Source organism: Peptoniphilus sp. oral taxon 836 str. F0141 (genome assembly GCF_000179335.1).
GTDB classification, from domain to species: Bacteria; Bacillota; Clostridia; order Tissierellales; family Peptoniphilaceae; genus Peptoniphilus_A; species Peptoniphilus_A lacrimalis.
Window position 1 is genome coordinate 1 of sequence record NZ_AEAA01000079.1, and the last position, 13414, is coordinate 13414.

The 13414-nt window shown below is 28.9% G+C and carries 14 protein-coding genes; 5 read left to right on the forward strand and 9 right to left on the reverse strand.

Going from position 1 to position 13414, the window contains the following annotated elements:
* Nucleotides 1-41: 41 nt before the first annotated feature.
* The 4 genes from trxB to HMPREF9131_RS03500 are packed head-to-tail and all read right to left on the reverse strand — an operon-like array spanning nucleotide 42 to nucleotide 5163.
* Nucleotides 42-995 (reverse strand): thioredoxin-disulfide reductase, encoded by a 954-nt coding sequence (gene trxB / locus HMPREF9131_RS03485; RefSeq protein WP_009345408.1) that lies wholly within the window; start codon nucleotides 993-995, stop codon nucleotides 42-44.
* A 52-nt stretch (nucleotides 996-1047) separates the two neighbouring features.
* Nucleotides 1048-2538 (reverse strand): glycerol kinase GlpK, encoded by a 1491-nt coding sequence (gene glpK / locus HMPREF9131_RS03490; protein WP_009345405.1) that lies wholly within the window; start codon nucleotides 2536-2538, stop codon nucleotides 1048-1050.
* Nucleotides 2539-2584: 46 nt separating this feature from the next.
* Nucleotides 2585-3463 carry a DegV family protein gene (locus HMPREF9131_RS03495; protein ID WP_009345391.1) on the reverse strand — a complete coding sequence of 293 codons (879 nt, stop codon included), beginning with the start codon at nucleotides 3461-3463 and terminating at the stop codon, nucleotides 2585-2587.
* 59 nt (nucleotides 3464-3522) lie between these two features.
* The gene (locus HMPREF9131_RS03500) at nucleotides 3523-5163 is read right to left on the reverse strand and encodes a M20/M25/M40 family metallo-hydrolase (protein WP_009345393.1); all 1641 of its coding nucleotides are present in this window, start codon (nucleotides 5161-5163) and stop codon (nucleotides 3523-3525) included.
* A 144-nt stretch (nucleotides 5164-5307) separates the two neighbouring features.
* Here HMPREF9131_RS03500 and HMPREF9131_RS03505 point away from each other — a divergent pair, with 144 nt between their 5' ends.
* Nucleotides 5308-5748, forward strand: coding sequence for a nucleoside deaminase (locus HMPREF9131_RS03505; protein WP_198002570.1), 441 nt, complete (start codon nucleotides 5308-5310; stop codon nucleotides 5746-5748).
* A 70-nt stretch (nucleotides 5749-5818) separates the two neighbouring features.
* Here HMPREF9131_RS03505 and HMPREF9131_RS03510 read toward each other — a convergent pair whose 3' ends face one another.
* Nucleotides 5819-6475 (reverse strand): S-layer homology domain-containing protein, encoded by a 657-nt coding sequence (locus tag HMPREF9131_RS03510; RefSeq protein ID WP_009345410.1) that lies wholly within the window; start codon nucleotides 6473-6475, stop codon nucleotides 5819-5821.
* 444 nt (nucleotides 6476-6919) lie between these two features.
* Here HMPREF9131_RS03510 and HMPREF9131_RS03515 point away from each other — a divergent pair, with 444 nt between their 5' ends.
* Nucleotides 6920-7438 (forward strand): nitroreductase family protein, encoded by a 519-nt coding sequence (locus HMPREF9131_RS03515; RefSeq protein ID WP_009345416.1) that lies wholly within the window; start codon nucleotides 6920-6922, stop codon nucleotides 7436-7438.
* A 36-nt stretch (nucleotides 7439-7474) separates the two neighbouring features.
* Here the strand turns inward: HMPREF9131_RS03515 and HMPREF9131_RS03520 are convergent, their stop codons facing one another.
* Nucleotides 7475-8839, reverse strand: coding sequence for an MATE family efflux transporter (locus HMPREF9131_RS03520; protein WP_009345400.1), 1365 nt, complete (start codon nucleotides 8837-8839; stop codon nucleotides 7475-7477).
* A 276-nt stretch (nucleotides 8840-9115) separates the two neighbouring features.
* Here HMPREF9131_RS03520 and HMPREF9131_RS03525 point away from each other — a divergent pair, with 276 nt between their 5' ends.
* Nucleotides 9116-9991 carry a LysR family transcriptional regulator gene (locus HMPREF9131_RS03525; protein ID WP_009345385.1) on the forward strand — a complete coding sequence of 292 codons (876 nt, stop codon included), beginning with the start codon at nucleotides 9116-9118 and terminating at the stop codon, nucleotides 9989-9991.
* Between the two features lie 3 nt (nucleotides 9992-9994).
* The gene (locus HMPREF9131_RS03530; protein WP_009345406.1) at nucleotides 9995-11110 is read left to right on the forward strand and encodes a DUF3048 domain-containing protein; all 1116 of its coding nucleotides are present in this window, start codon (nucleotides 9995-9997) and stop codon (nucleotides 11108-11110) included.
* A 17-nt stretch (nucleotides 11111-11127) separates the two neighbouring features.
* Here the strand turns inward: HMPREF9131_RS03530 and HMPREF9131_RS03535 are convergent, their stop codons facing one another.
* On the reverse strand, nucleotides 11128-11667 hold the full coding sequence (locus tag HMPREF9131_RS03535; protein ID WP_009345411.1) for a phosphatase PAP2 family protein: 540 nt from the start codon (nucleotides 11665-11667) through the stop codon (nucleotides 11128-11130).
* A 58-nt stretch (nucleotides 11668-11725) separates the two neighbouring features.
* On the reverse strand, nucleotides 11726-12019 hold the full coding sequence (locus HMPREF9131_RS03540; protein WP_009345384.1) for a putative quinol monooxygenase: 294 nt from the start codon (nucleotides 12017-12019) through the stop codon (nucleotides 11726-11728).
* A 78-nt stretch (nucleotides 12020-12097) separates the two neighbouring features.
* Between HMPREF9131_RS03540 and HMPREF9131_RS03545 the strand changes: the two genes are divergently transcribed.
* The gene (locus HMPREF9131_RS03545) at nucleotides 12098-12796 is read left to right on the forward strand and encodes a hypothetical protein (RefSeq protein WP_232202582.1); all 699 of its coding nucleotides are present in this window, start codon (nucleotides 12098-12100) and stop codon (nucleotides 12794-12796) included.
* Here HMPREF9131_RS03545 and HMPREF9131_RS03550 read toward each other — a convergent pair.
* Nucleotides 12793-13401, reverse strand: coding sequence for a C39 family peptidase (locus HMPREF9131_RS03550; protein WP_009345390.1), 609 nt, complete (start codon nucleotides 13399-13401; stop codon nucleotides 12793-12795). The two genes, HMPREF9131_RS03545 and HMPREF9131_RS03550, sit on opposite strands and share 4 nt — an antisense overlap.
* Nucleotides 13402-13414: the final 13 nt, after the last annotated feature.

Consider the following 13414-nt stretch of genomic DNA (forward strand, 5'->3'; position numbering starts at 1 on the left):
CTGACACTTATTTTAGTTTGAAAATATTATATTAATAAATTTTATTTATTTTCTTTAAATCCTTCATAGAGATTGCCCTCTTTTTCATCTACATATTTTTGAGCATTCATTGCAGCAATGGCACCATCTCCAGCTGCTGTTACAACTTGTCTTATTGTTTTTTTACGAATGTCTCCTGCAGCAAATACTCCATCTATTTTTGTTCTCATTTCATCATCTGTAATTATATAGCCCTTATCGTCTAAATCAATTATATCTTTATATAAATCGGTATTTGGCAGGTATCCTATAAACACAAATATGCCAAAGGGTTCATCAGATTTTATGCTTTTAACTTCCCCTGTTTTTAAATTTCTTATTACAAGTTCATTTGCAATTTTATCGCCTTTTACTTCATCTACACAAGTATCCCATATAAAGTCTATTTTTTTATTGTTAAAGGCTCTTTCTTGAATATCTTGAGCTGCACGAAGCCTATCACGTCTGTGAATTATGTGAACTTTTTTTGCAAAATTTGCTATAAAAAGTGCTTCTTGAATAGCGGCATCTCCACCACCAACTACATAAACATCCAAATCTTCATAAAATGCTGCATCGCAAGTGGCACAAAAAGAAATTCCTTTGCCCTTAAATTTTTCTTCACCTTTGGCACCAAGAGGTCTAGGAATTGAACCTTGTGCAATTATTAAAGATTTAGCTTCATAAGTTCCAAGTTTTCCTTGGATTTTTTTAATATCTCCATTTATATCTATTGATTCAACTTGGTCTGAAACAATTTCAGCTCCAAAAGATTTTGCTTGCTCTGCCATTTTTTGACCTAATTCTGCTCCTGAAATTTTATCTATTCCAGGATAATTTTCTATAGAAATGGTTTCAGCCATTTGACCGCCATCAATTGCTTTTTCTATTATTAATACTTTTTTCTTACTTCTGGCTCCATAAATACCTGCACTCAAGCCGGCAGGTCCCGCTCCAAGAATTATGATATCATACATTTAATCACACTCCTTTTTCATTATTACCCAAATTTATAAGTAATAGCCATTATTATTCCTTATAATATAGTGAAGTTTTTACAGCCTTGTGCCAAGCTTTTATTTTTTCTTCTCGCTTTTTTTCATCAAAATTAGATTTAAAACTAATATCTATTTTTAAAATATTTTTTGCATCTTCTAAATCTTTCCAAAAACCTGTGCCAAGTCCTGCCATATAGGCTGCTCCTAAGGCTGTCAGTTCAACAATTTTTGGTCTTAAAACTGAGATACCAGTCATATCTGAAAGAAATTGCATTATGAAATTATTTTTACTAACTCCACCATCTACTTTTAGTTCTTCAATTTTAAATCCTGCATCTTCTTCCATGGCATTTAATACATCTTTTGAAAGATAGGCTAAAGATTCTAATGTTGCCCTTACTATATGGTATTTACTTACTGCCCTTGTAAGACCAACTATTGTTCCTCTTGCATATTGATTCCAATAAGGAGCTCCAAGGCCTGAAAAAGCAGGAACAACAAAACATCCACAGGTGTCTTTTACCTTTGTTGCCATATATTCTGAATCATCAGCAGCATCAAGAATTTTTAAATCATCTCTAAGCCAATTTATTGCAGAGCCACATTCAAATATTGATCCTTCTAAAGCATAGGTAACTTTATCTTTATAGGACCAAGCAATTGTTGTTACAAGTCCATTATTGCTATTTACAATTTCATTTCCAGTATTCATCAATATAAAAGCACCAGTTCCGTAAGTAGCCTTTGCCATAGCTTTGTTAAAGCAAGCTTGACCAAAAAGTGATGCCTGTTGATCTCCTAAAATTCCAGCTATAGGGATTTCTCCACCTAAAAATTTAGAAGAGCTTTTTCCATAGATTTCGCTAGAATTTTTTACTTGAGGAAGCATTGATTTTGGTATGTCAAAAATTTTTAGAAGTTCATCGTCCCATTTCAAGTCTTTTATATTAAATAGCATGGTTCTTGAGGCGTTGGAATAATCAGTAATATGGCAAAGTCCACCAGTTAATTTATAAATTAAATAGGAATCTACTGTTCCAAATAAAAGTTCACCTTTTTGAGCTTTTTCTCTTGCCAAAGGAACATTATCAAGAATCCACTTGATTTTTGTTGCTGAAAAATATGGGTCAATTACAAGTCCAGTTTTCTTCTTAATCATATCTGTGAGTTCATCTTTTTTTAATTTGTCACACAAGGGAGCAGTTCTCTTACATTGCCAAACAATTGCATTATATATGGCATCACCTGTATTTTTGTCCCAAACTATTGTTGTTTCTCTTTGGTTAGCTATTCCTATAGCTGATATCTCATCGGCTGTTGCAGAAATTTTTGACATAGCTTCTACAGCAGTTCCTATTTGAGATGACCATATTTCTGATGCATCTTCTTCCACCCATCCTGGATGGGGAAAATATTGGGTAAATTCTTTTGAAGCTTGTGAAACAATTTCTCCATCTTTATTAAACAATATAGTTCTTGCACTTGTAGTTCCAGCATCAAATGCCATAATATATTTTTTCATATTTACTCCTTTATTATGTAGAAAAATAGCCGCAAAAGCGGCCATTTTATAAAATATCTTTAAATTTTTCAGGAATTTCTTCTTTTAAATAGCTTGCCCCAATTATGTCAGGACCTACATGAGATGCTATTACAGTTCCCATTTGGTGGGGTATAATTTTATTAGCACCTGCTTCTTTTAAAAGTTCTTCAAAGTTTCCTATGATTTCCATATCCTGTCCGTAAACAGGCATTATTATTTCGTCTTTAAAGGGTCTTTTCATATCCCTTTCCATAGTATTTACCATAGATTTAATTGTTTTTTTCTTACCTCTAACAATTTCTGCTATCTTTAATTTTTTATTAGAAAAGGTGATAATAGGCATAATATTTAACAATTTAGTAATATTTTTTCCTACTTTAATAATCCTACCACCTTGGTAGAGGTATTTTAAATCAAAAACTGTAAATATATGGCTTATATTTTCTTGTAAAAAATCTGCAAATTCTAATAGTTCATCAAAAGTTTTACCTTTTTTATTTGCCTTAGCCATAAGATAAGTAAATAATCCAAAGCCAACTGAAGCAGATCCTGTATCAATAACAGAAGCCTTAATATTTGGATATTTTTCTTTTATATTTTTTAGTGCCATACAGGAGTTGGCATAGCCGCCTGTAAGTCCACTTGAAAGACTCAGATAAATAAAAGGTATATCTTCTTTAGCATATTTTTCAAAGCATTCTAAATATTCAAATTCAGGTATCTGAGATGTTTTAAAACTTTCTCCTTGTCCTTGCCTTTTAAAAATTTCTTCAACTTCTATGTTCCTATCAACTTCATCAGCTTTTGATGAAATTAAAGCAATATGCATTATTTCTATATCAAATTCTTTAATTTCTTGTTTTGTTAAATCACATGCATTATCCGCTATTATTTTAATATTCATATTTTCCCTCATTAGATATGATACCTTAAAATTATAAGATTATCCATAAGTAATAAGTATTATTTTAAAATTTCCTTTATTACAAAATCCATAAGTTTAGGAGTATTGGATTTTAAATCTGATCTTGAAACCCTTTCAGTATATTTGTGAAGGTCTTTACCCCATGGACCGATGTTAAATACAGGCATTGAATATTTTCTAATTAAATCAAGATTTATAGGATAAGTATTCCACATTAAAAAGTTATCTTTAACATATGAAAGTTCCTCATCATCTAGAGTAAGCATTGCATAGGATAAATCACAGATACCTGTAAAATAATTTTGAACATCTAATTTTAAATCTAAATTTTCTTTTGTAAAATCCTTCATTTTTTCCACAAGTTCTTGCATTTCTTTGTAATTCTTTAAATCTAAGTTATTTACTGAAGGATAGTATGGTGGACAAATTCCCCATAAAACTACAGGTCCCCTATATGAATAGTTTGATAAAAGTTCTTCCATTAATCTAAAGACAGCTTCAGGAATAGATACTTCTCCATCATTAACCATTTTTGTTAATTTATTTTCTGTATCTTTTAGAATTTTTTCTATATCTACTTTATTTTCATTTTTTATTTCCCTGACTAATTCTTCAAAAATAAAAACTTTTGTTGGATATTCAATTTTTCCTTCTTCTCCACTAGCTTGTAAATATTTTTTAAAGGATTTGTCAGTTCTCTTAATTACATTTTCAAAGGCTTCAACAGAAATTTCCTTTAATTTTTCCATGATTTCTTTAGGAGTTTTGGTAAGGGGTAATAATGACATATATCCACCAGATGTAATAGGAAGAGATACATCATATACATATTTTCTATCCTTTTGATATAGCCATGTTGGTGCAGGAGAAGTAGTATTTCCTCTAGTTTCTATAAAGTCTTGATTAAGATCAGTTAAACTTACAATTTCAGATAATAAAGAAATTGGATTTAGTCCTTGATAAACTTGTCCAACATGAGTAAGTTTTCCACGAGTTAGACATATTGGCATAATTTTTCCTATGGAGCCATCATAAATAATCATTGTATTTTTATCTATTCTTTCATGAGGTTCACCATCAATTATTAGCTTATAATTTAGACCATATCTTTTATTTAGATCATCTAAAATATAAGAAAGATGACGCATACCGGCAGATAGATTTTCTTCATCACAGACAGCAACTAAGAGTACTGAACCTGGAAAATCTTCATCTTGAACATACTTTTCAAATAGAGCCATTTCAATAGCACCACCAGCCTTCATATCGCAAATACCACGACCAAAAAGCCATTCGTCTGTTAAATCTTTTTTTACTTTGTCTAAAACATCAACTTGGCCATTTTTGAAAGCCTCTTTAATTTTTTCAGGTTCATAAGCTATATCTTTAATTTTTCCAAAGTCTTCGACATCAACAGTGTCTGAATGACCGATAAGTACAACAGTATCTTTACTCTTGCCTTGTAAAAGTGCATAACAAACTGACCTATTGAGATGGTCATTTTTAACTGGTGAAATTTTAGTTTCTATAGGAAGTTTTGCTATTTTTTCAAGGTGTTTAAACCATTTTTGAAAAAAGTTCACACTATTTTGTTCAAGCTCAGTTCCAGTATGAGTAACAACTTTGCCATATTCTATAGCTAATTCTTCAATCCTATTTCCTAAATTATCTTGTTTCATAAGAACCTCTCTTTCATTTTATCTTGTAAATTTTTTATTTTGTGTAAAATTAATTATATTAATATTATACTACAGCGATAATTTAATTAAAAATTTTACTATAAATTTTTATTGATATATAATAAATTTATGGAAGTTTATTTTATGAAAAAAGCCTTGGAATTAGCAAAAATTTCTTATAAAAATTTTGATGTTCCCGTAGGATGTGTAATAGTTAAAGATAAAAAAATAATAGGTCAAGGATATAATCAAAAGGAGAAAAAGAAAAATCCCTTATGTCACGCAGAGATAAATGCTATAAATTCTGCTTGTAAAAATTTAAATTCATATCATTTAGAAGATTGTGATATGTATGTTACTTTGGAGCCTTGCCTCATGTGTGTTGGAGCAATAATAAATGCCCGCATAAAAAATTTATATTTTGGAGCTTATAATTACAGATTCGGAGCTGTATTATCTCATGTTGAACTCTTAAAAGATGGGGGTTTTAATCATAAAACAAATTACCAAGGAGGAATTTTAAAAGAAGAATCAGCTAGACTTTTAAATTCCTTTTTTGAAAAATTAAGAAATTCTTCTAGATAAATTTATAATATAAAAGAAAAAAGCACTATAAGTAGATTTACTATTTATAGTGCTTTTTCCTGAGTTCAAATTATTCATATAGATTTCTGTTGCCAAATTTAATCTTGCTATCAATTACAACTTTTCCTTGAGGACGATTATATTCCTCCATAAGAGAGTTAACAACTGTAGCAATTTCGGCCCTTGTCATACCTCTTTTTGGTGCAAAAATGTTTTGAGAGTAACCATTAATTATATTGGCTTTAACCATGGCTCCAACATATCCCTTGGCAGATTCAGAAATTTCATTATAATCATGAAATTCTTTTAAAACATCTTTGTTTTTTCTCAAACCATACATATAACCTAAAATTTCACAAACTTCTTCCCTTGTGATCGGTTCATCTGGATAGAGTTTTCCCATAGTAGGTATTAAATATCCTGCCTTTATAGCTTTAGCTACATCATTGTAATACCAATCATTGGGATTTACATCTGAAAAAGTAACTGTATAAGTTTTATTCAAACTTGATAACTTATTTACAAGAGAATAGAATTCAACTTTTTTCATAAGTTGGTCAGGTTTGAAATAAGCATTTTCATAGCCATTCATTACATTTAAATTAGTAATATTATCTACAGCATTTTTAGCCCAATGATTATTGGTGTCTTTAAAAGATTTAGCATAAACTCCACCTGTAAGCAAAGTCAAAGACAAAAAGGCAATTACTACAAACTTCCTTTTCATGACATCAACCCTTCTAAGAACTTCTATCTATATTATAACAAGTATAGTAAAAATTAAGTTTAAGATTCTGTTACAGATTTTAGCTTTTGTAATATTAGTGAAATATAAAAAGAGGGTGCTTATATGTACTAACACAGCACCCTCCAGGGAAGAAAAAAGATGATGAAGTTTTCACTTCTCTAATATAATAACCTACTATTTTAAATTTGTCAAGTTTTTTATGAAAATATTTTCAAAAAAAATTATTATTATTTTATTCTTATAAAAGCTTAAAAATTCAATAAAATTAACAGATTTAAGTTTTTTAAAAGCTCTTGTAAATTATCATTTTGATATTGTTTGCAGGTATATTCCATATAATTATTATAAAAATAATTTTTTAAAGAAGAAGTTATTTCAATAATATGGTAGAATATAATTAATAAAATTTAAGGAGTTGATTTAATGTTAACTGATATTATAAAGAATCGTAGAACTGTTAGGGCCTTTAAGGATAAAAAAGTTGAAAGAGAAACATTAGAAAAACTTTTAATGTATGCTTCAATGGCTCCATCTAATGGTAATGCTCATCCTGTAGAGTTTTTAGTTATTGATGATAAAGAAAAAATAGATGAGCTTTCTAATATGGATTCATATTCTACCCTATACTTAAAGGAATGTCCTTGTGTAATTCTTTTTATGGGAAATACTGAACTTTCTACAACTTGGCTTGAAGAATGTGCAATAGATGCATCTTACTTCCAACTTTTAGCTGAAGAAGAAGGTCTATCTACTTCATGGATAAACGTAGTTCGTGGAAATACTTCAGGAAAAATTTCTTATGACGAATATTTTGAAAAGAATTTTGGAGTTAAAAAACCTTATAAACCGATGTGCTTAATACCTGTTGGTTATAAAAAACGTGGCACAAAGGCTCATGAAGATTTTGATGTTACAAGTAAAGTTCACTATAATGAATTTTAATTAATAAAAACCTTGGATTTAAAGATCCAAGGTTTTTTATAAAGAAGCTTTTTTTCTCCATTTTCCAAATTTATAATATATATAAGTTACTATAAAATTACATATATATGAAAAAGGATAAGACCAGCATAAGGGGTCAATACTTTCTGACCAGCCTTTAATTGGTAAATAAATAAAAGCTATTCTTGAAATACAAAGCCATACAAAAGATATAAGCATTGGTGCAAGGGCTTCTCCACTTCCTCTAATGAAAGCAGATAAACTTTCTGATAGTCCAAAAGCCCAAACTGCTAGACATATTATTCTAAGCATTTTAGCTCCATAAAAGACTACTTCTTCATTAGGATTAAAGGCAGCAATTAATTGATTTGCAAATACTATTGATATTAATGACAGAGCTAGAGCTATTGCCAAAGTTATATTAACAGTAACTTTTACACCTTCTTTAATTCTATCAATTTTTTTAGCCCCATAATTTTGCCCAGCATAAGTTGTAGCAGCAAGAGCCACGGCTTGTAAGGTCATAAAGACAAATCCATCAATTCTTCCCTCTGCGGCAATACCAGCTATTACATTAGAACCAAAGGAGTTAATCTTTGCTTGAATAACTACATTTGTGAAGGAGATAAATGATGATTGTAGGCCTGTTGGTATTCCAATTAAAAATATCTGCTTTGCTATTTCTTTGTGATAAGAAATTTTTTTAATTCTAAGTCTAAAAGCACTGTCTGAACTTGTTAGGTTTAAAGTTACAAGAATTGCAGAAACTGCTTGAGCTGAAAAGGTTGCTATACCAGCACCTATTACAGACATTTTGAAATATCCGACAAAAACAAAGTCAAGAACAATATTGACTAGAGCGGCTACTAATAAAAAGTTAAATGGACGCTTAGAGTCACCTGTGGCAATAGAAATAGAAGCACCCATATTATAAATTATTAGGGGGGTAGCTCCAAGATAAAATATTCTCATATAATTTATGGCATCAGTCATAATTTCATCTGGCGTTCCCAAAAGCCTCAAAAGTAACGGTGTAGTTAGAATTCCTCCAACAGTAATAATAATTCCAGATAAAATTGCTAAAAAGTATGCACAAGTTACGGAATCTCTTAGTTTTTTAGCATCATTCATACCATAATAGGTTGAAATTATTACACCTGCCCCAGTGGTTAGACCTAAAAAAAGTCCGACAAGAAGAGTTGATAAGGGTCCTGTTGCCCCAACTGCTGCCATAGGATTTTTTCCTGCAAACCTACCAACTATCATTAAATCGGCTGTGTTATAAAGTTGTTGTAGAAAGTTAGTAAGAATTAAAGGAATTGAAAAAATTATAAGCCCTTCAAAAATACTACCTTCTGTTAATGAAATATTTTTACTAAATTTTTCTTTTAATTTTGTCAATCTATCCTCTTTTCTATTATTTTTTCCAGTTTATGGAATGATTAAAACACTTAAAATTCAAACATTAGATGAAATTTTGTATAAAATTTCTATAGATTTTTATTCTATCACAAAATGAAAAAAAATCATCAAAAAATTTGTAAAAATTTATAAATATTCATATTTATTTAAAAATGACTTTAAAATATTTGTAATTTTATTAAAGATCTGTTTTTATATATATAATATTGCATTTTAAAAGCTTACATATTAAACTAAAATAAAGGGGGGAGGATAATGACTATAAGAGATCTTGAAATTTTTGTGGAAGTGGTCAGGACTAAAAATATGTCCCAAGCTGCAAAGAATTTATCTATATCTCAACCTACAGTATCTCATGCAATATCACAAATTGAAAAGGAATATTCAGTAAAATTATTTGATAGAGTTTCAAAAAAGCTATATTTAACTGATGTCAGCCTTAAACTTTTTGATTATGCAATGGAACTGATTGAAAAGTTCGACCAGATAATTCTTTTTCTACAATCTTCCTCAAAAATCTATGACTTAAACTTAGGTCTAAGTTCGTCTTTTTCAAGTGATTTCCTTAAAAATATAGTTTTTGAGTATGAAAAACTAAATCCTAGGGTGCAAATTAGGACAAGTGTTAAGGGGAAAACTGAAATAATAAAAGATAGTCGCCAGGGCTTTATAAATTTAGGTATAGTTGAAGGTGATATAGCAGAAGATGGGTGTCAATGTTATAATCTTTATGAAGATAAATTTTGTCTTATAGTGAATAAAAATCACAGGCTGGCAAATAAAAAAGAAATTGATATTAAGGATATCAATGGTGAGAAGTTTGTATTGGGAGAGTTTGATGACGAGGATAGAAAAGCATTACTTAGCATTTTAAGAGACCATGAAGTAATTATTGATTTAAAATTTATGTGTTTAAGTAATGATATGGTTTTAAATATTGTAAAATCCGGTCAAGCTATAAGCTTTTTTCCAAAGTTCTTAAGTCATTTTGAAGATTTGGTTAGCATACCTATTAAAAATGTCAATTTGCAAAGATCCTATAAGGCAATAGTAAAAAAAGACAGACAAATAAGCCAAGTTGTAGAGGATTTTATTGATTTTACAAAAGAAAAACTAAATGAGGAGATTTAATTGATGAGATTTAAAGCTAGAAAACTTGTTCTTTTCATAGGTGTTGGATTATTAATTTTTACCTTGAGTGCATGCAAAGACTTGCGTAATGATAAGGATGCCAATAGTGGAAAAGATGTAAAAAAAGAAGAAAGTATTGATGAAAAAGAAGTAATAAGAAGTCCCTTTACAGGACTAGAAACAACAGAGGATACTCTTAGAAGACGTCCTTTTGCTGTTATGCTTGATAATCATTTTGATGCCATACCTCAATCTGGTCTTAACCAAAGTGATATGATTTATGAATTTAAGGCTGAAGGCGAATTTACAAGATATATGGCAATATTTCAATCACAAAGTCCATCAGTTATTGGACCAATAAGAAGTGCTAGACCATATTTTGTAGACACAGCTAAGGAATATAACGCAATTTATGCTCATTGGGGTGGAAGTGAAATGGGTTATGCTGAAATTCCTAAAATAAAAGTTGACGATTTAGATGGAATAGCCCTTGAAGGAATAACTTTTTATAGAAATAAGGATGTAAAGAAAAAAAGACCCCATGACGGTTACAGCTCCATTGATTTAATGACAAAGCAATCAGAAAAATATAAATATGATTTAGTTTCTGACAATAAGGCTTTTAATTTTGATACAAGCGAAAACCTAGATGAAATAAAAAAACAAATGGGAGATGAAATTTGCAATTCTATAACCCTTAATTTTTTCAAACATTATAAGGAAAAGTATGAGTATGATGCAAATACAAACAAATATAGGATAATAAGAAATGAAAAAAATGTAACAGATGAAGCAGATGGAAAAGATGTTCTTGTTTCTAATTTGATAGTTGAATTTGCATCATCAAAGGTAACAGGACCATTGGGAACTTTGACAATAGATATTGTAGGTCAAGGAAAGGGGCTACTTTTAACAAATGGTAAGATAATAAATATTAATTGGCAAAAAGATGATCCAAGTCAAAGAACAAAATTTACGACACAAGACGGAAAAGAAATAATTTTAAGCCCGGGACAAACTTGGGTATCTGTACTTGACCCTAAAGACATAATAGAAAAAGAGCCATCTCAAGAAAAAAATGCAGATGAAAATTCATCTGATAATGTAGAAAGTAAATAGCAATAAAAATGCCCTCACTAGTGTGAGGGTAATTTTTTATTTTTCATCTCTATCTTATTTTTTATTAATAATGCAAACTTTGCTGATACTAATCCAAGTATTATTCCACCAAGCACATCTGTTGGGAAATGGACAAAAAGATAGAGCCTTGAAAAAGCTATAAGACTTGCTAGTATAAAGGATATTATACCCCATGATTTTTTATATTTATATATTACAAAACTTGCAGCTATTGATGAGGCTGTATGTCCTGATGGAAAGGAATAATCTCTTGGATTACTTATTAGTAGTGGAATATTTACTATCCACGATGGTCTTTGCCTTTTAATTATTGGCTTTAAAATAAAAGAGCCTAAAACTAATTCTATACATAAGCTCAGTATTATTGTAAGGGCTAATTGTTTTTTTTCTTTATCTTTACTAATAAAAAATGCTAGTGCTAAAATTAACCAAACCATACCTCCATTTCCTAGCTTTGTAATAAATTTCATTACTATATTTAAAAGTGGACTTTGAAACGAGTGTATAAAATATAAAATATTAAATTCAAAATTCATTTAATCACCTTTAAAAAGTATAGCAAATAATGAAATTTTTACAAAATCTTTATAGAAATTATTTAATCTCTTTTAATTCATCGAATCTTATTAATGGAGATTTTTCTTTTACTAATTCTGCAACTAAAGGAACAATTCTCTTAAAATGTTCGCTTTGGGCATGTTTTTGTTGAAATTCTAAATTTTCCCATTCTTCATTTATTATTATGGTATATGGACTGTCTACATCACTATATAAATCATAGTAAATACAGCCTTGCTCAAGCCTTGATTTATCTCTTAATTCTTTTAAAAGTTCAAGAGCCTTATTGTAATTTTCTTTTGTAAGTATTTTTCTTGTAAAAAATTTCATCTAATCACCTCTAAGATTATTATCTAAAAATAAATGAATTTTGTAAAGAAGGGTATATGTTACAATAAAGAAAAGGTGATGAATTTGAACAGAAAATATTTGTCTTTTTTAGTTTCTGAATTACTCTTTTTAAAAGACGATACAGTAATGCATCTTATCCCAAAAACAGAATGTCAATATAACAAGATTTTTGCTAAGCTTGAAGATATGTGTGATGACTTAAATTTAAATATCAGGATTATAAGGAGAAAACTTGATCTTTTGAGAGAATGTGATTCACTTTATGTTAATGAAAAAGTGGAAAAGGAATTTAAAATAGAAATTGAAGAAAATAAAATAAAGAAAAATAAAAGAATTTTCACATATCCCTTTGAAAAAAAACCTCAATCTATAAAAAAGAAATGCCAAGATTTATATAGGTCTTTAATAAGTAAATATTCTCCAAAACTTTATGAATTTCCTTTGGAAAATTTTGAAAATATAAGACAAGCTTTTTATGCCTATGATTTGGTGAGTTTAAAAAATATGGATTCCTATAAAAGTCATTTAGAATTAAAATTATCAACTAAAGAACTTGAAAATTTAAGATTTAAACTTGAAATAGAAATATCTGATTTATATAGAAGTTTTCCCTTAAATAAAATAAGCCTTTTAGAAGATTCAGATGCTATAATCTATAATCTCAAAAGACTTGAAAATATTTATAATGATTATATTGAATTATATGGCTCCCTAGAGGAAGCTTTAAATATATCTATTGCCAAAAGTTTAAGCTAATCATTAAATTTAATTAAATTAAAAGAATAAGCACCTAAAGAATTTAGACCATTTAGGGCTGAATAATCTATATATCTTTTTTCTTTTGACCACCCATCTATGACTTCTAATATTTTTATTTTCAATTTCTTATATAAAAATATTTTATAACCTATTACAGTCAAGGAATGATTTTTGTAATATCCTTCGCCTATATTCATAATCACCGGTCTATCCTTGTCAATTTGATTTTTTACATGAATATAAAAATTTGTAAAATAAATTCCTTTGAATTTAAGAGGAATTTTTTTTAGTTTAAAGTATGAATTTCCTATTTCAGATATAAAATTTGGGAAAGTTCCATATTCTTCATAATAACCTCTTTTTCTGGCAAAAATTATTATGAAATTATAAATTTCCATAGGGTCAATATCTTTATAATAGTAATTTATTAACCTTGTTAATGAAACAAGCGAGCAAGCATTCCTATCATTTGTAATATCTTTTATGGTATAAGTTGGAAGGTCAATAGATTTTTCTTCAATTAATTCTGCTCCATTGTAATATTTATTAATATAAGAATCTAAATCTGAAATTCTCTTATTTTTTGTATCAAAATTAATCATTCAATCACCAAAA

Bases quoted from the DNA above. Each gene is read 5' to 3' on its own strand.
- trxB (WP_009345408.1), bottom strand. From the start codon at position 995: ATGTATGATATCATAATTCTTGGAGCGGGACCTGCCGGCTTGAGTGCA.
- glpK (WP_009345405.1), bottom strand. From the start codon at position 2,538: ATGAAAAAATATATTATGGCATTTGATGCTGGAACTACAAGTGCAAGA.
- HMPREF9131_RS03495 (WP_009345391.1), bottom strand. From the start codon at position 3,463: ATGAATATTAAAATAATAGCGGATAATGCATGTGATTTAACAAAACAA.
- HMPREF9131_RS03500 (WP_009345393.1), bottom strand. From the start codon at position 5,163: ATGAAACAAGATAATTTAGGAAATAGGATTGAAGAATTAGCTATAGAA.
- HMPREF9131_RS03505 (WP_198002570.1), top strand. From the start codon at position 5,308: ATGAAAAAAGCCTTGGAATTAGCAAAAATTTCTTATAAAAATTTTGAT.
- HMPREF9131_RS03510 (WP_009345410.1), bottom strand. From the start codon at position 6,475: ATGAAAAGGAAGTTTGTAGTAATTGCCTTTTTGTCTTTGACTTTGCTT.
- HMPREF9131_RS03515 (WP_009345416.1), top strand. From the start codon at position 6,920: ATGTTAACTGATATTATAAAGAATCGTAGAACTGTTAGGGCCTTTAAG.
- HMPREF9131_RS03525 (WP_009345385.1), top strand. From the start codon at position 9,116: ATGACTATAAGAGATCTTGAAATTTTTGTGGAAGTGGTCAGGACTAAA.
- HMPREF9131_RS03530 (WP_009345406.1), top strand. From the start codon at position 9,995: ATGAGATTTAAAGCTAGAAAACTTGTTCTTTTCATAGGTGTTGGATTA.
- HMPREF9131_RS03535 (WP_009345411.1), bottom strand. From the start codon at position 11,667: ATGAATTTTGAATTTAATATTTTATATTTTATACACTCGTTTCAAAGT.
- HMPREF9131_RS03540 (WP_009345384.1), bottom strand. From the start codon at position 12,019: ATGAAATTTTTTACAAGAAAAATACTTACAAAAGAAAATTACAATAAG.
- HMPREF9131_RS03545 (WP_232202582.1), top strand. From the start codon at position 12,098: ATGAATTTGAACAGAAAATATTTGTCTTTTTTAGTTTCTGAATTACTC.
- HMPREF9131_RS03550 (WP_009345390.1), bottom strand. From the start codon at position 13,401: ATGATTAATTTTGATACAAAAAATAAGAGAATTTCAGATTTAGATTCT.